The following is a 21607-nucleotide window of genomic DNA, read 5'->3' as shown; positions in this document are numbered from 1 at the left end:
TACTTATGGACGTCAGAGCGCTGCGCTATTTCGTGGAAGTGGTTCGCCAGCAAAGCTTCACCCGCGCGGCGGAAAAACTGTATGTCACGCAACCGACTATCAGCAAAATGCTGCGCCAGCTGGAGGAGGAACTGGATTGCACCCTGCTGATTCGTGAAGGACGCAAGTTACACCTGACCGACAGTGGTCAGGCGGTGTACCAGCGCGGCCTGGCTATTCTGCAGGAATTTAAGCAGCTGGAGGCGCAGATCGCTGATATCAATGAACTGAAAACCGGCGAACTGCGGCTGGGTATTCCGCCGATGGTGGGCATGCAGATCGCCGGTTCAATTTCGGCTTTCCGTCAGCGCTACCCCGGCATTGAGTTAAAAATCTCTGAGTTTGGCGGCCTGACGGTGCAGCAGGCGGTATTATCCGGCAGTCTTGATTTAGCCCTGACCGCATTACCGCTGGCGGAGGAGGTCTCACTGAATACACTGCCACTGATGAACCATCCGCTCTGTGTGCTGGTGCCGCGCAGTCAGCAGTGGCTTAACCGCAGTAGCGTACCGCTGGCGGAACTGGCCGAACATCCGATACTGATCTACAACGAAGAGTTTTCGCTTTATCGCCAGCTAATGGGCGCCTTTCAGCGCAGCGGATTTACCCCACATATTGCGGTTCGCAGTGGTCAGTGGGATTTTCTGGCGGCCATGGTGCAGGCAGGGATGGGGGTGGCAATTTTGCCGGAGCCGATTTGTCAGCGGCTGGATAAAACTTCACTGCTGTGGCTGCCGCTGGAGTCAGAGCTGGAATGGAAGCTGGGGTTAATCTGGCGCGAAGGCAGCTACTTATCGCGCAGTGCCCAGGCATGGATTAGCTGCTGCCGCGAGTTCTGGCCCGGTGAAGCGCCGACCTTATCGGTATAGCGCGTGCCCATCACGGGTAGCGGGATAGCTGAAACGCTGTACGGGAGTCATTTATGGCTCCCGTCACATTAATGCCGTCTCACGGCCGGTGCAAATCAGCGGTGCGGTTGTACCTTAATGCCGCCCCTACAGGAGAATATCCGGGAAACTGTCGCTACCCCCCGCCGCTATTACTCTTCTTTCTCTACCAGCAAAGCTTCCAGCAGATCGAGATCGTGCAGCAGTTTCATCATCGTCTCGTTACTGATCTTCTGCGTGGCGCGCAGATGGTAGGCTTCCGCACGCTCAGCGCGCAGCGCGGTTAAGCGGAAGCGGCGCTCAAGGTTTTCGGCAAACAACGCCCGCTCCATATCCTCTTTACCATCAATACGCCGACGCATATTGCCGACCACCCGGGCGCTCACCTCTTTCAGCAATTCCGTATCGATATTCTCTTCGGTATCCACCGCCAGTCGCTGTTCCATGCGGTGTAGACTCTCAATGGCCGCGGCGGCCATCGCGGCGCGTGCATTCTGCATCTCATGGCGATGCACCGACTTATCAATCCCTTCCACCCCACGCAGCAGGACCGGCAGTAAAATCACCCCGACAAACAGTGAGAACAGGATCACCCCGGTCGCGAGAAAAATCAGTTCATAACGTGCCGGAAACTCTTCGCCAGAACTCAGCAACAGCGGAATCGACAGCACACCGGCGAGCGTAATGGCGCCACGCACCCCGGCAAAGGAGGCGATTAATAATTCACGCGTCGAATAGTTGCCAAACTCCATTGGCCGCTTCTTCAGGAAGCGGCGGCTAAAGCGCTGCATCATCCATAGCCAGCCAAAGCGCACCACCATCAGTGCGGCGTAAATCAGCACCACATCGGTAAACAGCATCCACAGCTGGACATTCGGATCGGCATTGGCCTGCGCCACCGAAGTTTCCAGAATACCTGGCAACTGCAGACCCAGCAGCAGAAACACCATACCGTTAAACACAAACTCCAGCATCTGCCAGACACTGTTGGCACGCAAACGCATCGCCAGCGGCGCCTGACGCATAATCCCGGAGCGGGTAATGGTCATACCGGCAGCCACCGCCGCCAGAATGCCCGACACGCCAAGATGTTCCGCTATCAGATAAGAAGCAAACGGCAGCAGTAACAGCAACACGGTCTGGGTCGCCGGATCGTCACCGGTCAGACGGCTAAACAGCCGCAACGATTTACCAAACAGCCAGCAGACGGCAATACCAGCCAGCAGACCGCCAATCGCCACTTTGACGAATTCAATACTGGCCCCGCCAACGGTAAACACCATGGTGCCCATGGCCACCGCAACGGCAAACTTTAGCGATACCAGACCGGACGCATCATTCATCAGCGCCTCGCCCTGCAGAATCGACATTATTTTCTTCGGTATCCGCCCCTCGCCGACAATGCCGGACAGCGCGACCGCATCGGTTGGCGATAATACCGCCGCCAGCGCAAATGCCGGAATCAACGGGATCCCCGGCACCATCCAGTAAATCAGATAACCAATGCCGACCACGGTGATCAGCACCAGCACTAATGCCAGGCCAATGATTTCGCGGCCATGATGGATAAATTCACTGGTTGGCGTTTTCCAGCCGTCAGCAAACAGCAATGGCGGAATAAACAACACCAGAAACAGTTCAGGATCAAAGTCAACGTGCAGGCCGAAAGTCGGCCAGGCGAGCATCGCACCGGCGGCGATTTGCACCAGCGGCAGCGGAATTTGGAACGGGATAATACGTGCGGCAACGCCGGAGAGCGATACCACCAGCGTCATAATCAGGATTGTAAAAAAGATTTCCATGCTTTCCTTGTAGCCTCTTCTTCCAACAGGCGTGACCAATGCGGCACGGGAACAACATGCCGCAACGGATTGTAAAACAAAAAGCCGGTTGGTTAAAAAACATGACGTGCGGTTAGGGAAATTAGAGAGGAATCGGGCGTAAAAGCGCAGATTTGCGGCGGGATCGAGGGAAAAAGTAGCGGATAAGGGGGAATCCTTTCCCCCAGAGTGGTGGGGTTAAATCGCCCAGCCACCGGCATAGAAGGCCACCAGGGCGATAGCAATCACCACGGTACCTACATTCAGCTTGCGCCATTCACCAGCAAAAATACGGCCAATCACCAGTGAACCGAAGCCGAGCATAATACCGGTGACGATATTACAGGTCAGCACGATAAATACTGCCGCCAGCAGGCCAGACATCGCATCAACAAAGTCGCTGAAATCGATTTTCGACACGTTGCTCAGCATCAGCAGGCCGACATACATCAGCGCCGGCGCCGTCGCATAGGCGGGTACCAGGTAAGCCAGCGGCGACATAAATAGAATCACCATAAACAACACGCCGACTACCAGCGCCGTCAGGCCGGTTTTACCACCCGCCGCAGTACCGGCAGCAGATTCAATATAAACCGCCGCCGGAGAGGTCCCGACCAGACCAGCAAAAATGCTGCTGAGGGAGTCCGTGGTCAGCGCTTTGCCGCCATTGATAATCTGGTTATCTTTGTCGAGCAGGTTAGCCTGACCAGCCACCGCACGGATGGTACCGGTGGCATCAAATACCGCCGTCATTACCAGAGCCAGTACGCTTGGCAATACCGCTGGTTTTAACGCGCCGAGAATATCCAGGCTAAACACCAGCGAATTGCCATTAGCATCGCTCAGGCTTGGCATGGCAAACAGCCCCTGGAATTTGACCGCCGGGTCAAAAATCAGCCCAATAATCGAAATAGCGATAATGGTTAGCAGAATGCCGCCCGGTACGCGCAGTTTTTCCAGGCCAAAGATCACCGCCAGACCAATCAGCGACAATAGTACCGGGAAAGAAGCGAAGTTACCCAGCGCTACCGGCAGACCCGGAGCCGGGTTTTTTACCACTAGGCCAACACCATCCGCGGCAATTAACAGCAGGAACAGACCAATACCAACGCCGGTGCCGTGTGCCACACCCATTGGCAAATTACGCAGGATCCATGCGCGGATACCGGTTGCCGAGATAACGGTAAACAATACCCCCATCAGGAACACCGCGCCCAGTGCCACCGGTACGCTAATGTGCTGACCCAGCACCAGGCTGAAGGCGGTAAAAGCCGTCAGCGAAATGGCGCAGCCAATCGCCATTGGCAGATTTGCCCACAGGCCCATAATAATTGAACCAAAACCCGCGACCAGGCAGGTTGAGACAAATACCGCCGTTGGCGGGAAGCCCGCCTTACCCAACATGCCCGGAACCACAATCACCGAATAGACCATCGCAAGGAAGGTAGTGAGACCAGCAATAATCTCCTGACGCACGCTACTACCGCGCGCAGAGATTTTGAACCAGGCGTCCATAGAACCACCAGCCTGACGTGAAGGAGTCGACATAGAGAATATCCCCTGAGATTTCTTATGATTTATTGATGCGCGGCATGCATTAAGACATGCCGTGTTTGCTGTATCCTCTGCCCGTTGCCGCTGCGCCTGGCGCGACGACACTAGCCAGAGATAAACACTGCGGGAAAAACGCTTCCCGGCACAAAAAAGCCTGTCTGACACTAAAATGGAAAAGCAAACGTTTACTTCTGCATATAAAAGATGCCAATTAAAAAGGCAAACGATTATCCTGCCTTTATCGACGGATTTTCAACTGCTGTTTGCCCCCCGGTTTGGCTTTTTAGCGATATCTTTGCGCTAACATGGCAATAGCTTTTAGCCGATCTAACTTTATGCATCCGGCCCCCTGCAGCGGACCTGGCTTTTCTTATGGCAATCGCATCAACCGGGGGCGCTACAATATTTGTCGCGCAACGCCATCACATCATCCCCCGGCAAGTGTTAGCTCACCGCCCTGCGCAATCGCGCGATGCCAGGCTGGACGGGTCTGAATCTTTTCCAGCCATGCCCGGGTATGCGGCATCAGGTCGAGATGGCTACGCGCAGCCAGCCCCTGTACCGGGAAACTCATCTGAATATCGGCAATACTGAAATGCTCACCAGCAAACCATGGGCGGATGGCCAGATGCTGTTCAATAAACTGCTGATGGGTGGCAATTTGCTTATCGAGATAACCTTTCTGCACCCCTTTGCCAAAGGCTGCGCCGACCGGTCGCAGCAGCCAGGGCACCGGCGCCTTGCCCATACGACTGAAGATCAATTTCATTACCAGCAGTGGCATCAGTGAGCCTTCAGCATAGTGTAGCCAGTAACGCGCCTGAAGCTCTTCATCCGCATCGCTAAGTTTCAGGCGCGATTGCGGGTCATATTTGCCGGCGAGGTATTCAATAATCGCCCCGGATTCGGCAATCACGCGATTTTCATCGGTGATCACCGGGGATTTACCCAGCGGATGCACTTTTTTTAAAGCTTCCGGCGCCAGCATGGTGTTTTCGCGTTGGTAGCGCTTAATCTGATAAGGGACTTCCAGCTCTTCCAGCAGCCAGAGCACGCGCTGGGAGCGGGAATTATTCAGATGGTGAACCGTAATCATAAGATAACCTTTTGTGCCAAGAGGGTTTGTTAGTATAGCGCTTAGTACCGCGCCAGAGCATCGCGCCCCGCTATTCCCCGGCTTTTGTCAGCCGTTGCTGGCTATCCGCTGCAAACAGCTGTACACGCGTGGTATCAATGCTGATCCATATCCGATCCCCCGGCGCGGCCCCCGATCTCACCATGCTATAGACACTCAGGCGCTCTGCGCCATAGGTACCGTGAATTAACTCGCTCAGCCCTGTCGGCTCAATCAGCGTAATATCCAGCGGTATCGCCCCCGGGGTGTCTGGCGTACTGAGAACAATGGCTTCCGGACGCACGCCGTAGATCACCTGCGCACCGCTTTGCAGGCCGCTAATGGTCGGGTCAATCGCCAGCGACAAATCAGCGCCAATGCGCAGCAGCGGGCCATGCTCGCTCTCTTCCAGGGTGCCGCTGATAAAGTTCATTGCCGGTGAACCAATAAAGCCGGCGACAAATTTGTTGGCTGGCGTGTCGTACAACTCCAGCGGCGTACCAACCTGCTGGATCACGCCGTGATTGAGTACGACGATGCGGTCAGCCAGCGTCATCGCTTCGACCTGATCGTGCGTAACATACACAATGGTGTTGCGCATTTTCTGATGCAGGCTTTTAATTTCAATCCGCATCTGACCACGCAATTGCGCATCAAGATTTGACAGCGGTTCATCGAACAGGAATACCTGCGGCTCGCGGACAATCGCCCGGCCCATTGCCACGCGCTGACGCTGGCCGCCGGACAGCTCTTTCGGACGGCGATGCAGTAACGCTGTCAGACCAAGGATCTCCGCGGCTTTGTTTACCGCGGCTTCGATTTCCGCTTTCGGGCGCTTCTGTACTTCGAGACTGAAGCCCATATTGCGCGCGACGGTCATATGCGGGTAGAGCGCATAGCTCTGGAACACCATCGAAATATCACGATCTTTCGGCGCCACCTGATTCATCAGCCGCGAGCCAATATGGATATCGCCGGCCGTCGCCAGCTCCAGCCCGGCGATGGTGCGCAGCAGGGTCGATTTACCGCAGCCGGACGGCCCGACCAGCACCACAAACTCGCCGTCGGCAATCGTCAGATTGATATGTCGCAACACCTCTACGTTGTCATAGCGTTTTTGCAGATGGGAAATGGTTATCTGAGCCATAAAATTATCCTTTTACCGCACCGGCAGTCAGCCCCTGCACCAGGTAACGCTGAATGAAGGCGAAAAACAGACAGGCCGGGATCAGCGCCAGCACTGCCGCCGCCATCATATCGCCCCACGAAACCGCAAATTTAGATACGAAGCTGAGCAACCCGACCGGAAAGGTCATCACTTGGTTTTTATTGATTAACATCAGAGAGAACAGCAGCTCACTCCAGGCGGCGGTAAACACAAACCCCAGAGTGGCGGCCATCCCTGGCAACGTCAGCGGGATGATCACTTTGCGCAACGCCATAAACCGGCTGCAGCCTTCCAGCATCGCCGACTCTTCCAGGTCTTTCGGGATGCTGTCGAAAAACGACTGCATCAGGAAAGTAGCGAACGGGACGTTAAACGCGGTGTAAATCAGGATTAGCCCGGACAAACTATTGGTCAGTCCGAGCGGCGCCATCACTTTGTAAATCGGTGCGAGGATCATCACCAGCGGGAACATTTGGGTGAACAACAGCAGGGCGGCAATCGCCGTTTTGCCGCGAAAGCGGAAACGGGAAAAGGCAAAACCGGCGCCCGCAGCGATCAGTGTGGAAAGAGACGCCGTGCCAAACGACACCCACAGACTGTTGCCGAACCAGATCGGAAACTGGCTGTCGATAAATACCCGCTGGAAATGGCTCAGCGTCAGTTCACCCGGCCACATCCGCACCCCTTCGCTATACAGCAGTTTATCCGGTGTAAACGAGATTTTGATCAACCAGTAAATCGGGAATAAGGCGAACACCAGATAGCAGAGGATCGCCAACCGGTGTCCGGCTTTGCGCAGCCAGGCGCTTAAAAGCCAGCTATTCACAGGGTGCTCCTTATTTCAGCAGTTGATGGCGGATGCGCAGTAACACCAGCGCGTACAGGGTCATCAGCACCAGCAGAAATACCGCCATCGCCGAGGCATAGCCAAAATCCAGTTTGCGGTAGGCGGTAGTGAAGATAAAACTCGACAGAATCGAGGTCGAATTTGCCGGTCCGCCGTCGGTCATCACCACAATCAGATCGGCAAAATTAGCGATCCAGATGGTGCGCAGCATGACCGTAATAGCAATCATCGGCGCCAGAAATGGCAGGGTCACTTTGCAAAATTGCTGCCAGCCGCTGGCGCCGTCCATCGCTGCCGCTTCATACAAATCTTTGGGAATCGACTGCAATGCCGCCAGTAAGGTAATGGCAAAAAACGGGATACCAAACCAGACATTCGCCAGCACCGGGCCGTACAGCGCCAGCTGCGGATCCGATAAGATGTTGTACGGCTCAGCAATAATATGCAGGTCAGTCAGCCAGTAAGGCAGAATGCCAATCACCGGATTCAGTAACCACGCCCAGGTCAGCCCGGAGAGAAATGCCGGGACTGCCCATGGCAGAAAAACCAGCGCCTGCACCCAACGACGCCCGGGAAATTCGCGGTTCAGCAACAACGCCAGCCCCAGCCCGAGGGCAAACTGCAGTAGCAGTGAAGTCAGCGTCCAGTTAACGGTATGGCGCAGTGCGGCATAGAAATGGCGGTCGGCGAACATGGTGCGAAAATTGTCCAGCCCAACCCAGCCCGACGCAAACGGGTTGAGCAACTGAATATTCTGGAAAGCATAAGAGATGCCGATCGCCATCGGCACAAAGATAAACAGGGCGATCAGCACCAGCGTCGGGCTGAGGTAAACCCAGGGTTCCAGCAGTGTCCGCAACCGGGGAAAGCGCGGCGCGGCAGCGGTGTCTGGTGATGAAACTTCCAACATCATGACGCGTCTCCATTCTGGATAAGAGATCTCTCCGGCCGGTTAAGCCGGAGAAGTGGCGGCGCGGCGTTACTTCTGCGTCGCCAGCCAGGCTTTCTGCTCTTTGGTCAGGTATGTCGCCCACTCTTTCACCATGCTTGCGCTGTCATTCTGACCAAGCAAGGTTTCCTGTGAGCTCTCTTTGGCGATCACTGAGTTGAAATAACCCCAGCCCTTCAGGTGGGTCGGCATGGTTAGCGGGATGAAGTCCGGGCTGTTCAGTTCGGTGAACCATCCGGCAAACTGCGGCTGGTGGTAATAGGCATCCTGTTCAGCGCCTTTATATATCGGTAGCGTACCGACAAATTTCGACCAGGTGATATTGTTCGCTTTATTACTGAGGAAGGCGATCAGATCCCAGCTTTGATCCTGATGTGTACTCTGCTTAAAGATCGACCAGCCGGTATAACCGATGGTCGGATAGGCTTTGCCATTTGGTCCGAGCGGCATCGGCGCGACGGAGAAATCATTGGCGTCCATGCTGTTTTTTATGGCGATTAAAGCATCCGGATCCTGATCCAGCATCGCGCATTTACCGGAATAAAACCCGGAGACGATCTCGTTAAAACCCCAGTTGACGCTATCTTTCGGCGCATAGCCTTTCTGGTACATATCCACCAGGAACTGCGCGCCTTTCATCGCCCCCGGCTGACTAAGCAGGCTATTGCCCTGCGGGTCGAAGAACTCCGGCGAGCCATTCATCGCCGCCATAAACATCATCCACGCATTGGTGCCGCCGACGCCGCCGCGCAGGCAATAACCACTGATGCCGTTACCCAGCGCGCTGATTTTCTTCGCATCCGCCATAAAATCATCCATGGTTTTCGGCGCTTCAGTCAGCCCGGCCTGCTGGAATAATTTCTTATTCCAGAACATCGCCCGCAGATAAAAACCATAGGGGACCATCGTCGCGTTGCCGCCGGAGGAGCGCACCATAGCCAGCGTTTTATCGGTCAGGTCGGCGGTGCCGCTCCAGCTCTTTAGCCGGGGTTCAAGATCGGCCAGCATGCCGTTGCTGGCATACAGCCCCTGCCAGGTATCCGGCATTTCCACCACATCCGGATATTGCCCACTCTGGATCATGGTGCCAAGTTTTTCAAACGCCTGTCCCCACGGCAGCGACACCACTTCGACTTCGATATCAGGATGTTGCGCTTTCCAGGCGGTTAACATTTTCTGTAGCATCTCGGTGCGCGCCGGGCTGGTGATCACTTCCACCAGCGTCAGTTTGGTGGCGGCAAAGCTGACGCTGGAAAACAGGCTGATGCTAAGCGCCAGCGCGCTGCACAGGATATGACGTTTCGGGTGTCGCATAATCTTGATTCTCCACGGAGCTAAGGGTCGGATTACCGGAATAGTCGTTGTTAAATGCGTCTTCAGGAACTGGCGTGCTCGATGGCGTGTTGCAGGTCACGCCACAGGTCGTCGGTATCTTCAAGACCGACAGAAATACGGATCAACCGTGGCGATACGCCAAAATCAATAGCCGAATTAAATTCCCCCGCCTGGTTGAGGACCGAGATGGCAGGCATCACCAGACTTTCAAAGCCGCCCCAGCTGACGCCCATACGGAACAGTTGCAGGGCATTGCAGAAGCCGGGAATATCAATACCTTCGCTAAGTTCGAAGGAGAACAGGCCGCTGTAACCGCTAAGTATTGACGTCGGCAGCGGGTCTAAACCGGGATGATTAACCCGGCTAATCCGCGCATCGCTCTGCAGACGACGCGCCAGTTCAAGGGCGCTTTCGTGATGCTGGCGCATACGCAGCGGCAACGTACGCAGGCCGCGTAGCAGCAGCCAGGCTTCATTGGCCGATAATTTTCCGCCCAAAAATGGGCTGATATAACGGCTGATGGCGCTGATGCGTTCCCGGCTGCTGATCACCAGGCCGGCCACCACATCGCTGTGTCCGCTGATATATTTGGAGGCAGAGTGAATAACCAGATCGATGCCGGCCGCCAGCGGTTTCTGGAATATCGGCGAAGCCCAGCTGTTGTCGATCATCGTTACCACCCCCTGTTTTCTGGCCAGCAGCGCGATCTGTTGCAGATTTTGTTCACCCATGACCCAGCTGTTCGGGCTTTCCAGATACAGCAGTTTTGCCCCCTGTAGCGCCTGTTCCAGCGCGGCAGGCGATCCGCCATCGACAAACTGCGATTCGATATTAAAACGCTGGCAAAATCCGCGCAGAAAACGATAGGTATCCGGATAGACGTGATTGACGCACACCACTTTATCGCCCGGACCAGCCACGCTAAGAATCGCGTTGCTGATTGCCGCCATGCCGCTGCCGAAGGCCAGGCAGGCTTCGCCGCCTTCCAGCTGTGCGACTTTTTCCTGCAATTCCACCACCGTCGGGTTGTCGACGCGGGAGTATAAAGCATGGTCGCTTTCACCGCGAAAACGGGCGATCATGCTGTCATAATCGGTAAAACTGAATAAAGATGACTGATAAATCGGCGGTGAAATCGCCCCGCGATGGTGCCGGCTGTCGTGGACTAAACGGGTGCTTTCACTGAATTCATCCTGCGGGTTGTTATCATCTGGCTGCATTGATCACTTCCTTCATATCACGTTCAGTTATGTTCAGAATGTCGTTGCTCAGCTGTCGTGCGGTTTCCGCTTCACCCGCGGCGATAGCTTCAAATAGCATGCGGTGTAGCGGGAAAGAGTCGCTGAATAACGCCTGTTCGGGCGGCGATTCGAAAAAGGCGTGTAGTAAGTCGTAGATGCCGCCGACCATCTGCAGTAGCAGTGGATTATGGGCGGCGCGGTAAATCGCGGCGTGGAACTGCCAGTCTTCGGCACCGGCAGAGCCGACGCGCAGATGGACTTTTTCCATCTCGTCGAGTTTTTGTGCAATAAACTGTAAATCACTTTCCGTCGCGCGTACCGCGGCCAGCGCAGATACCTCACATTCAATGATGCGCCGCACTTCCAGCGCATGCAGCATGGTCGCTGAATCATTTTTAAAGCGCAGTGACAGAAAGCTATCATTGGCGGTCACTTCCGATTGCAGATAAGTACCACTCCCCTTCCTGCGCACAATAATCCCCAGCGCTTCCCAGCGTTTCAGCGCCTCACGCACCGTATTGCGGCTCACCGCCAGTCCTTCAGCCAGCACCCGTTCCGGGGGTAACCGTTCTCCGACGCGGGTGCCGGATTGCGCTACGTAGCGCGTCAATGCATCAAGGACCAGCGTGTCGCTTTGCTGTGCGGCGATCGGTTGCAATAAATTCAGTTCGCTGTGCATGGCGCACCTCAATGGACTGGTTAGAATTGGTCCAACAACTCAACCTATTGACCCGTTTGCAACTTATCTGCCAGTTTGCAGGAGAATATTTAAGCGATTGATTTATTAGGGGATATAATAACTTCCCGATGCCACGACTGGCGCAGTAAGAGAATAGGGTGGTGCAAAATCCGTACAGCCTGAGCAGAAAATGCTCAGTTATGGCGCACGCCAGCCATGGCAATAACCAGCCGGCGGCGGGGAGAGGTAAAAACTATCGCGACAGGGTTCCGGCCGTCAGATTTTCACGTTAACCCTCACTGTCAATTTCCGGATCCAGCAGAATGGCGCCGGTGCCCTGCAGCGACAGACGGTCGTCCGGGTTACGCAGCGGACATTCACTCATAGACAGGCAGCCGCAGCCGATGCAGCCATCCAGTTGGTCGCGCAGACGCGTCAGAGTTTCAATGCGCTTATCTAATTCCGCACGCCACTGGCGGGTCATTTCGGCCCAGGCTTTGACGGAAATCCGTTTATCTGGCGGCGTATTCACCAGGCTATCGCTGACCGTCGCCAGTGGAATACCAATGCGCTGGGCAATTTTAATGATCGCCACCCGGCGCAGCACATCACGATTATAGCGCCGCTGATTACCGGCGTTGCGGGTACTGGAAATTAAGCCCTTCGCCTCATAAAAGTGCAGTGCCGATACCGCCACACCGCAACGTTTCGCCACATCTCCGGGCGTAAGAATGGTTTTCTGGCAATTGCGATCTTTTTTCATTTAGCCCTTTACCTCAAGTTAACTTGAGGAATTATACTCCTCCATCAACAGAACGGCGAAATCAAAATCTAAAAATGAAGGATGGGGTCATGATGCATAACGACATTATTCATACACTGACTGGCTGGATTGAACAGAATTTAGATAAAACCCTGTCGATAGATGAAGTGGCGGCAAAATCGGGTTATTCGAAGTGGCACCTGCAACGTATGTTCCGTTCGGTGACGAAACAGACGTTGGGCGGATACATTCGTGAGCGTCGTCTGACGCTGGCAGCAGAAGCGCTATCCTGTACCCAGCGCCCGGTGTTTGATATTGCGATGCAATATGGTTACGACTCACAGCAGACGTTCTCACGGGTATTTCGCCGGCAGTTCTCACAAACACCGACCGCCTATCGCCACCGGATGCGGCGACAGCAGTCACAACGTACGGCGAACTGGAACTTTGACTGCGGTGAACATTACGCCGGCCACGGCCAGCGTACTCATGGCGAGTCCTGCCCGGTAAATTAACTCTGCCCCCTTTCACCTCGCGGTTAAAGGGGCTGCCGGGCAGAGCTATCCCCGTTGGTTTGCCAGCAGGTTGGTGAAAAATACCAACCGCCGCCCAGTTGCTTAATGTGGTACATCGCCGCATCAGCCTGCGCCAGCAGCGCCTGGGGTGAACTATGGCGTGGTCCCAGCGCAATACCAATACTCAACGATTGTTGTACACAGCCCCCCTGCGGCAGGATGATTGGTTGTAGCATCGCCGCCATAATATGGCGAGCGACCTGCGCTGCCTGCTCACCCGACTCGGCGTTCGTCAACATAATGGCGAATTCATCGCCGCCAAAACGCGCCACCAGATCCTCTTTGCGCAAATTTGCGCGTAACCGCTCGGCTATCGCACCCAGTACGCAATCTCCGGTGGCATGCCCCCAGGTATCATTAACCTGCTTAAAATGGTCACCATCAATAAACAGCACCGCCAGGCTGCCGCGCGTTTCCGGCAGACTAAACTGACAGGCTAATGCGCGCTCAAACTGTGCGCGGTTAGGCAAACCGGTAAGGGAATCATGCGCCGCCTGGTACGCCAGATCAGCGTTTTCCCGCGCCATATGATTCTGCCATTCCGCCAGCTCATCCAGCAATCCGTTGAAATCCATACTTAACTTGTTCAATTCAGCGATCCCCGATGAAGGTACCCGTTGGCAGAAAGCACGTCGCTTGCGCACATCATGTGCCACAGAAGCGATACTACGCAGTCCCTGAATAATCCCCGCATGCATGCGATGGGAGAGATAAACGGCTACCAGAGCAGTAATCAATAAACTACTGGCCAGCCATGCAAACGCCTGGTAGATATAGTCAGTGATCACACTGGCGTCACCGATAATCGTCACGCGTCCGACTTCGCGCTGGTTATAAACCACCGGCAGCGTGACAGGACGCGGAAACAGCCAGCGGGCAATCACACTATTGATGCTGTTCTGTTCCTGATGTTCAGGCGACTGCCAGCTGGCCAGCGGTTGATGACTGGCATTAAAAATAGTGGCTTGTGAAAACGGCTTCGGACCACTCAGTCCTTGCAGCAAATCGCTGGCCTTGTCGCGGTCATTCAGCAACACCACCCGCTGTGCGCTATAGCTGATAGTTGATGCCACCAGTTGCAGATTATTTTCGGCATAGTGGCGCAATGCGAACAACGATAACGTTGACAGTGAAACCCCTGATAACAGCAACGAAACAAGGATGATCATCACATGAATACGCTGTAGCAACTTACGCAGCGTTGGCAATGTACGCTGATGTGGCTCAACCACATAACTTACCTGCGGATTACGTTTAACCATGATCCTGCCCTGCTTATCACGCCAGTAATTGCACGCGTAACGGCTACGGCGATGACCCTCTGACAATATCATCTGTACGACTGTCTGCCGGTTATCGGCGTCGATAACCACCAACAGCATGCTTTGATGGCTCTGACGTCGCCGTCAGGCGCTCCCCTGGCTCAGGGCAGAGTGATATTGACTGAATGGGTCTTCAGGCATTGAGTGCAGAGTAACAAACGCTACAACTCAATCTTGCAACCTTCAACGCCAGCTAAGGTCGGCAGAGACATAAATCAGGCAAGTTATGGGCTACTTTCAGCTGGTTGTGCAAACAATATTGCCAAGCAAGAACATAAATAAACATAAATACTCCATGGTATTTGATATTGTTTTATTGTTCGATCAGTGCGAATTATTCTTAATTTTTCGCCAGGATAAATATAATAGGAAATTATTCTGGATATAAATACAGAATAATGGCAAGCAATCTCTATTTTGCATAAAATCCTACAACCAATTGCTCTACTGTACAACTTTTAACTGGGTAAGATTCATCTTAAATTAATTACTTTAGCTACTATCAGACAAAGAATGAATTTTTACTCTTAGCGATAATACTAAATCACTAATATATTGAAAATAAATCAAATCGTTGATTTTAAAGAAATTAATTTAGTTATTCCTATTATTCCTTATTTTATAATAAAAAATTAATCAGCATTACTTATCAGTGCCACTCTCACTTTTTTCATCATATGCTACGCAAACAAAGCATAAAACCCGGTTAATTTAACATAAACTACGAGACTAAATCTTCTCACAGCGCAATGACATTTAAGATTAAAATAAATAACACGACAGCCGATAAATAAAATAGTGCTGCAGCCAGCGGTGAGAAGCCCACAGGCAGCAGGAATTAACCTGATCAAAAAACCTCAGGGTTATTATTCCCAGCTGTCAGTAAAATAATCCACCGTTATGGCGCCGCGATCCCTGACTGATGGTGGCGACATCGCCCTGCACGCTGCCGTCAGCGGGTCGCTGACAAAAACTACCATACCAGGTGTAAATTTTGTTCAATTTTTAAAACTTAGTGATATAATGTGATCCACATCACACAATTGACCAACAGGTCAGTGGGTTGAGAAATCTCCCTGGCATTTCCTCAACACCTGATGGTGATGCCATTTTTCGTCAGGGCATATCATGTGAAGAGGTTTGTTAGATGGGTACCATTGCCGCCAGTGTTGTACTTATGCGTTGGGAACTGCTGAGTGCAGTAATGATGTTTTTCGCCAGCACCTTTAAGATTAAATGCCGTCAGAGCAGCCGTAATGCGATGGCGTTTGTATTTAGTGGTATTGGCATCGGTATGTCCTGCTGGTTTGTTACCGGCCTGCTTGGCATCACCCTCAGCGTGGAAAATGTCAGCCATACCTGGCAAGTCACAAAAGATGTGTTTGTTGAAGTAATGAGCCATACCCCGGACACCATGCTGCTGCCATAAGCGGCAACATAAAGCGATGCGGACCCCGAAGGGTCCGCACGGTATATCTGTCTGCCGATCACCACAGCGTGCTCAGCAGTAGCGAATTTTACATGCGCAACGGTATGCCCGTATCTGCTCGCGGCGACTGAAGACGATCCTGAATCCACATCTCCCCCATCATCTGGTCAAGCCCACGGCCAAGGCCGGTGACTAACCCGGCGCCCGGCGTAAAGGTCAGCTCGCCAAAGTACACATGATCCTGGTGGATATACCAGTCAACCCGGACATAGTCGAAGTCGGCGGCCAGCTTTTTGCTCAGTTCCAGCGCTTGTTCCATGCCCTGCTTCACCCCGGAAAGATCCAGCCCGCTATCACGAATGCGGTGATATACCTCACACAGATTATTCACGTAGAACACCATCGACAGCGCCGGACGACCACGGTTATAGATCACCTGCAACACATATTCGAAGGTGCCATCCTTTTTATTGAACATATGAAACTTGTAATCGATCGGCGCGCTTTTACCGTCACCAATGCACTTTTCCACCAGAATACGCGGTTTGATATAGCTGTAGTGGATCTCGCGCACTTCCTGGGAAAAGTCCTTACGCAGCCATTCAGTACAGTGATTAACAATCTGCTGCTTTTGCAGATAATCCGGCTCCTCCAGCATGATATCGACCATACCCGCTCCGTGATTGGGTTTAATCACCGTTCCTTTCAAAGATGTTAAGTTCAATAAGGTACTGGGATCATCGGTTTCATACACCAGCGGCACCAGATATTCGTCACCAATAGTGTGGGCGATATATTCGCGTACCAGAAACTTATCGGACAGCCTGCCATAACGGAGATTATCCCCATGGATAAACTTACGGTACAACACTTTTTCGTTAAACAACTTCGGCTCACGAATATTAGGTAATCGTTTAAATTTATGAAAATAATAGATGCGGTCCTGGTATGCCCACGGCATTTTTTTGATGAAATATTTTACGCTACGGCGTAATTCATCTTTAAACTTCAACATTTTTCACCTTATCTGTAGGTTTTGTAGTTGAGTGAGGAGATCTGTATTTTTTTGATAACACCATGCTTAAAAAAGTAATTCATTACGCTCAGGGATAATAACTCAGTGATAAACACACTCCACGCCGCGCCCATTAAGCCAAAAAAATGGATAAGCAGATACGAAGTGGGAAGACTGATCACCATCAGGCTGATAATTTTTTTCAGCAGATAGCTAAAACCGCCCTCTTTTACCATATAACGGTAGGCCACCGTCCCCATCGCCGAAAAGCAGGTGGCTAACGATAATAACGTAACCAGGCTTCCCGACTGTGCGTAGTCTTGCCCATAAAGAGTGGTAATAATTTTTTCGCCATACAGCGCAATGAACAGCAGCATCAGCAATGATACCGCCATAACATAACCATGCAGTCGCGCGGCCAGTTTAAATGCTCTGTCAGTACGTTCCCTGAATATCTCAGTAAAGCTGGATGTGATAAGCGCGACCGGAACAAATATCCAGGAGGCTGAAACCGTGTTTGCCGCGGCAAACAGACCGAGATCCTGTGCCGACCCGACCCCGACTAAAAAGAACTGCGCCGTTTTCACCTGCAGCGAGATAAAAATACTGGAAATTGCCAGCGGCAGCCCGGCATACAGCAAATAGCGTAAATACTTTTTCCTTTTATGCTGCGACGGCATCGGTGCAAGATTATGCTGGTAAAAGACGAAACGCTTAATCAGATATGGAACCAGCGTCGCTGCAACAATCGACAATGTCAGAAATCGCGGACTCAGTTTCAGCCAGGCAATAAAAAAACTCAGCGAAAAGCTTAAGATCATCCCGGTCGCATTCGCCAGGGTATTCAGCCGTGATGCCAGGCGAGCATTATTGTAGACACTGAAGGTGTCCTGCGTGACAAACAGCGCCGCCAGACAGGAGGCCAGCGCAAAGACGACAAAGTTTTCCTGCAGGACATACCAGACGTATAACAGTACCGGTAACGACAGTAGCAGAAAAATAGTCATGCGTAATTTATTGGCCACGGCCATCAATGCTACGCCTTTCTGCGCGCTTTTACTGATGCGTTTAAACAGAATGGTTTCCGTACCAAAGATAGCAATAGTCTGTACCACTGAAAACAGCGACGCGGCAAAGGCTATCTGACCAAAAACTGTCGGGCCAAAGGATTTGGCGACGTAAGACGTCACAAATATCACGCCGAATACAGAAACAATTTTTTCTGACATCATCCAGGCGGCATTAGACATTACACTGATTTTCATCCACTCATCCTTTGTGTTTCAAAAAAACCACTTAATACCGTACCAGCCAGTAGCTGCAGAATATTACCGATGCTATTACTCTCGGCAAACAGTGCCAGCTGCTCGCTATAACCCATGACCCGCTACAGCTGTCGCAAATTAATTGCGCCATCGGGCGCAACACAAACAGCAAAAACCTGGCAGCATCTCCGGGCCGGCAGCAAAAAAAATTAATAACCAAAAGCAGCACGGATAAATAACCCTGACAGTAATAGTCAGCGCTTCCATGCATCAGGGCAGACAGAATGGACTAAACAGATCTTCCGGTACGGCACAGAGGTATCAGAGTACCGCCGCACAACCTTTAACCTTTAGCGGCAACTGTGGCCTGCAATGGCATACATCATTCCCCTGGCTGTCTGCTGGCAGCCAGGGGAATGATGTCGCCAAAAAAGCACATAAGTAAACATAAATACGCCATAGTATTTTATCCTGTTCCATTATGTATTTGACACTGTTCAACTGTTCAGTGGGATCCGAATTATCCTTAATTTACGTTCGCAATTAATATAATTAAGTCTCCATTCTGGGTATAGAATAAGAATAGAGAATGCCGATTTATATTTTGCAAAAAAAATCCTACAGCCAATTGCTAAACAGTACAACTTTTAACTTGATAGGATTAATCTTAAATGAATTGATTTAGTTGCCCGGACACATTAAATGAATTTACGTTATTGTATAAACACTATATTTCTAATATAATGATATTCATATAACGTATTGATTTTTATATTTTAAAATAAATTAACCACTCTTTTATCCTCATAAACAATCAGCAAAGCTTATCAGTTATAATTTTACCTCTTCACCATATTAACCGCAAAAAAGCATAAAAAATGTTAATCTTGTAGCCCTGTCGGCAGCGAATTAGCTAGCGGCATAATGATATTGGCGTCAGACTTAATAACCTCCAATCGGCCAGATAAAATACGCCATCATCCGTGATGGCAATCCTGATCTGTGCTGAAAGTGACCGCTTAAAAAAACGCTGCGTTATAACGCGCGACAAAAAACGGACCCCGAAGAGTCCGTGTTTATTATCGCTGCTACGATATCGCTACACTTTTTTCAGCATCGCCGGAATATTCACCTCCGGCACGCCGGCATCCGAGCGCGGCGGCTGCAGACGATCCTGAATCCACATCTCTCCCATCATCTGGTCAAGCCCACGGCCAAGGCCGGTGACTAACCCGGCGCCCGGCGTAAAGGTCAGCTCGCCAAAGTACACATGATCCTGGTGGATATACCAGTCAACCCGGACATAGTCGAAGTCGGCGGCCAGCTTTTTGCTCAGCTCCAGCGCTTTCTCCAGCCCCGGCCTCACGCCGGAAAGATCCAGCCCGGTATCACGAATGCGGTGATATACCTCACTCAGATTATTCACGTAAAAATTCATCGACAGCGCCGGACGACCACGGTTATAGATCACCTGCATCACATATTCGAAGGTGCCATCCTTTTTATTGAACATATGAAATTTGTAATCGATCGGCGCGCTTTTACCATCGCCAATATACTTCTCGACCAGAATACGCGGTTTGATATAGCTGTAGTGGATCTCACGGACTTCCCGGGAAAAGTCCCGCCGCAACCATTCGTAGCAGCGATTAACAATCAGCTGCTTTTGCAGGCTGTCCGGTTCTTCCAGCAGGATATCAACCATACCAGAGCCATGATTGGGCTTAATTACTGTACCTTTTAAAGATATTAAGCTGAGTAGTGTAGTCGGATCGTCGGTTTCATAAACCAGCGGTACCAGATATTCATCACCAATGGTGCTGGCAATATATTCGCGCACCAAAAATTTGTCGGAAAGTCTTCCATAACGAAGGTTATCCCCATAGATAAACTTACGGTATAATACCTTTTCGTTAAACAATATGGGTTCACGTATATGAGGCAATCGTTTAAACTTATGAAAATAATAGATGCGGTCCTGTTGCATCCATGGCATTTTTTTGATGAAGTACTTCACGCTTCTGCGTAATTCATCTTTAAACTTCAACATTTTTCACCTCATCTGTAGGTTTTGTAGTTGAGTGAGGAAACCTGTATTTTTTTGATGACGCCATGCTTAAAGAAATAATTCATTACCGTCAGAGATAATAATTCAGTGATAAACACACTCCACGCCGCACCCATTAAGCCAAAAAGATGGATAAGCAGATACGAAGTGGGAAGGCTGATCACCATCAGGCTGATAATTTTTTTCAGCAGATAGTTAAAACCGCCCTCTTTTACCATATAACGATAGGCCACCGTCCCCATTGCCGAAAAACAGGTGGCTATCGACAATAACGTAACCAGACTTCCTGATTGTGTGTAGTCTTGCCCATAAAGTATTATGATGAGCTTTTCACCATAAACCGCTACGAACAGCAGCATCAGCAATGATACCGCCATAACATAACCGTTTAATTTAGCGGCCAGCTTCAATGCCATATCGGAACGTTCTCTGAATATCTCAGTGAAACAGGATGTAATAATCGCTACCGGAATAAAGATCCACGAGGCTGAAACCGTATTTGCTGCGGCAAACAGACCGAGATCCTGTGCCGACCCGACACCGACTAAAAAAAACTGTGCCATTTTCACCTGCAGCGAGATAAAAACACTGGAAATTGCCAGCGGCAGCCCGGCATACAGTAAATAGCGTAAATACTTCTTTATTTTATATTTTGGTGGCGCGCTGACAAAGTTATGCTGATAAAAAAAATAACGTTTAATCTGATAAGGAACCAGCGTCGCCGTAACAATTGATAATGTCAGAAACAGCGGACTCAGTTTCAGCCAGGCAATTAAAAAACTCAGCGAGAAGCTTAAGGTCATCCCCGCCGCATTCGCCAGGGTATTCAGTCGTGATGCCAGACGGGCATTATTGTAGACACTGAAAGTGTCCTGGATAACAAACAGCGCCGCCAGGCAGGAGGCCAGCGCAAAGACGACAAAGTTTTCCTGCAGGGCGTACCAGACGTAGGCCAGTACCGGTAGCGACAGCAGTAGAAAAATAGTCATACGCATTTTTTTGGCCACCACCATCAATTTCACGCCTTTCTGCGCGCTTTTACTGATGCGTTTAAACAGAATGGTTTCCGTACCAAAGATAGCAATAGTCTGTACCACTGAAAACAGCGATGCAGAAAATGCTATCTGTCCAAATACTGTCGGACCAAAGCATTTGGCCACGTAAGACGTCACAAATATCACGCCGAATACAGAAACAATTTTTTCTGACATCATCCAGGCGGCATTTGACATTACACTGAATTTCATTGACTCATCCTTTGTGTTTCCAAAAAACCACCTGATACAACACATCCATGTCCACAACTGACAATTTCATACAGTGCAAAGCGGCGGAAGCGGTTACCGGTTATTCATGTAAAATAACCACTCTGGAGAATTCGCCAAGACACTGAAAATGAAACTTACTTAAGAATAGCCCTGGGTTGGCTCTAATTAATTATGGTTCAGCGTGTAAACGATTTCATAAAATTATTTTTTTGTTTTCAACAGAGAACCCGCTAACTTAATGAAAAGTTTGTCGCTTAAATAACTCTTGC

General features: G+C 51.2%; 18 protein-coding genes. 3 read left to right on the top strand and 15 right to left on the bottom strand.

The window, feature by feature from the left end; all coding sequences use genetic code 11:
- Nucleotides 1-5 precede the first annotated feature (5 nt).
- Nucleotides 6-908 carry a LysR family transcriptional regulator gene (locus JWF83_RS17130; protein WP_413651618.1) on the top strand — a complete coding sequence of 301 codons (903 nt, stop codon included), beginning with the start codon at nucleotides 6-8 and terminating at the stop codon, nucleotides 906-908.
- Between the two features lie 170 nt (nucleotides 909-1078).
- Here the strand turns inward: JWF83_RS17130 and JWF83_RS17125 are convergent, their stop codons facing one another.
- The 10 genes from JWF83_RS17125 to soxR all read right to left on the bottom strand — a co-directional run bounded on the left by JWF83_RS17125 (nucleotide 1079) and on the right by soxR (nucleotide 12396).
- Complete coding sequence (locus tag JWF83_RS17125) at nucleotides 1079-2728, bottom strand: Na+/H+ antiporter (protein WP_413651617.1); 1650 nt, start codon at nucleotides 2726-2728, stop codon at nucleotides 1079-1081.
- Nucleotides 2729-2944: 216 nt separating this feature from the next.
- Nucleotides 2945-4294: an NCS2 family permease gene (locus JWF83_RS17120; protein WP_413651616.1), complete on the bottom strand. Its 1350-nt coding sequence runs from the start codon at nucleotides 4292-4294 to the stop codon at nucleotides 2945-2947.
- A 433-nt stretch (nucleotides 4295-4727) separates the two neighbouring features.
- Nucleotides 4728-5396 carry a glutathione S-transferase family protein gene (locus JWF83_RS17115; RefSeq protein WP_413651615.1) on the bottom strand — a complete coding sequence of 223 codons (669 nt, stop codon included), beginning with the start codon at nucleotides 5394-5396 and terminating at the stop codon, nucleotides 4728-4730.
- A gap of 70 nt (nucleotides 5397-5466) precedes the next feature.
- Nucleotides 5467-6561, bottom strand: coding sequence for an ABC transporter ATP-binding protein (locus JWF83_RS17110; RefSeq protein ID WP_413651614.1), 1095 nt, complete (start codon nucleotides 6559-6561; stop codon nucleotides 5467-5469).
- Between the two features lie 4 nt (nucleotides 6562-6565).
- The gene (locus JWF83_RS17105) at nucleotides 6566-7408 is read right to left on the bottom strand and encodes a carbohydrate ABC transporter permease (RefSeq protein ID WP_413651613.1); all 843 of its coding nucleotides are present in this window, start codon (nucleotides 7406-7408) and stop codon (nucleotides 6566-6568) included.
- A 10-nt stretch (nucleotides 7409-7418) separates the two neighbouring features.
- Nucleotides 7419-8342: a carbohydrate ABC transporter permease gene (locus JWF83_RS17100; protein ID WP_413651612.1), complete on the bottom strand. Its 924-nt coding sequence runs from the start codon at nucleotides 8340-8342 to the stop codon at nucleotides 7419-7421.
- A gap of 66 nt (nucleotides 8343-8408) precedes the next feature.
- Nucleotides 8409-9692 carry an ABC transporter substrate-binding protein gene (locus JWF83_RS17095; protein ID WP_413651611.1) on the bottom strand — a complete coding sequence of 428 codons (1284 nt, stop codon included), beginning with the start codon at nucleotides 9690-9692 and terminating at the stop codon, nucleotides 8409-8411.
- Nucleotides 9693-9754: 62 nt separating this feature from the next.
- On the bottom strand, nucleotides 9755-10933 hold the full coding sequence (locus JWF83_RS17090; RefSeq protein WP_413651610.1) for a PLP-dependent transferase: 1179 nt from the start codon (nucleotides 10931-10933) through the stop codon (nucleotides 9755-9757).
- A complete protein-coding gene (locus tag JWF83_RS17085) occupies nucleotides 10920-11633 on the bottom strand; it encodes a FadR/GntR family transcriptional regulator (RefSeq protein WP_413651609.1) in 714 nt (237 codons plus the stop codon). The genes JWF83_RS17090 and JWF83_RS17085 overlap by 14 nt, the downstream gene beginning before the upstream one ends.
- A gap of 289 nt (nucleotides 11634-11922) precedes the next feature.
- Nucleotides 11923-12396: a redox-sensitive transcriptional activator SoxR gene (gene soxR / locus JWF83_RS17080; protein WP_413651608.1), complete on the bottom strand. Its 474-nt coding sequence runs from the start codon at nucleotides 12394-12396 to the stop codon at nucleotides 11923-11925.
- An 89-nt stretch (nucleotides 12397-12485) separates the two neighbouring features.
- Here soxR and soxS point away from each other — a divergent pair, with 89 nt between their 5' ends.
- Complete coding sequence (soxS, locus tag JWF83_RS17075; protein ID WP_413651607.1) at nucleotides 12486-12911, top strand: superoxide response transcriptional regulator SoxS; 426 nt, start codon at nucleotides 12486-12488, stop codon at nucleotides 12909-12911.
- 23 nt (nucleotides 12912-12934) lie between these two features.
- On the opposite strand, the gene JWF83_RS17070 is transcribed toward soxS, so the two are convergent.
- Entirely contained in the window at nucleotides 12935-14233 is a 1299-nt protein-coding gene (locus JWF83_RS17070) for a diguanylate cyclase domain-containing protein (protein ID WP_413651606.1), read from the bottom strand.
- Nucleotides 14234-15440: 1207 nt separating this feature from the next.
- On the opposite strand from JWF83_RS17070, the gene JWF83_RS17065 reads away from it, so the two are divergent.
- Nucleotides 15441-15722, top strand: coding sequence for a YjcB family protein (locus JWF83_RS17065; RefSeq protein WP_413651605.1), 282 nt, complete (start codon nucleotides 15441-15443; stop codon nucleotides 15720-15722).
- A gap of 88 nt (nucleotides 15723-15810) precedes the next feature.
- On the opposite strand, the gene JWF83_RS17060 is transcribed toward JWF83_RS17065, so the two are convergent.
- The 4 genes from JWF83_RS17060 to JWF83_RS17045 form a co-directional block, all read right to left on the bottom strand.
- Entirely contained in the window at nucleotides 15811-16737 is a 927-nt protein-coding gene (locus JWF83_RS17060; RefSeq protein ID WP_413651604.1) for an ATP-grasp fold amidoligase family protein, read from the bottom strand.
- Nucleotides 16738-16745: 8 nt separating this feature from the next.
- On the bottom strand, nucleotides 16746-18002 hold the full coding sequence (locus tag JWF83_RS17055) for an oligosaccharide flippase family protein (RefSeq protein WP_413651603.1): 1257 nt from the start codon (nucleotides 18000-18002) through the stop codon (nucleotides 16746-16748).
- A 1099-nt stretch (nucleotides 18003-19101) separates the two neighbouring features.
- A complete protein-coding gene (locus JWF83_RS17050; RefSeq protein WP_413651602.1) occupies nucleotides 19102-20052 on the bottom strand; it encodes an ATP-grasp fold amidoligase family protein in 951 nt (316 codons plus the stop codon).
- 8 nt (nucleotides 20053-20060) lie between these two features.
- Nucleotides 20061-21317 carry an oligosaccharide flippase family protein gene (locus JWF83_RS17045; protein WP_413651601.1) on the bottom strand — a complete coding sequence of 419 codons (1257 nt, stop codon included), beginning with the start codon at nucleotides 21315-21317 and terminating at the stop codon, nucleotides 20061-20063.
- Nucleotides 21318-21607 lie beyond the last annotated feature (290 nt).

The sequence above is a fragment of the Pantoea sp. B65 genome (assembly GCF_047308185.1).
In the GTDB taxonomy this organism is placed as follows: domain Bacteria; phylum Pseudomonadota; class Gammaproteobacteria; order Enterobacterales; family Enterobacteriaceae; genus Erwinia.
The sequence above is the reverse complement of the archived record's forward strand: the minus strand, read 5'-3'. Positions and strand labels throughout refer to the sequence as shown.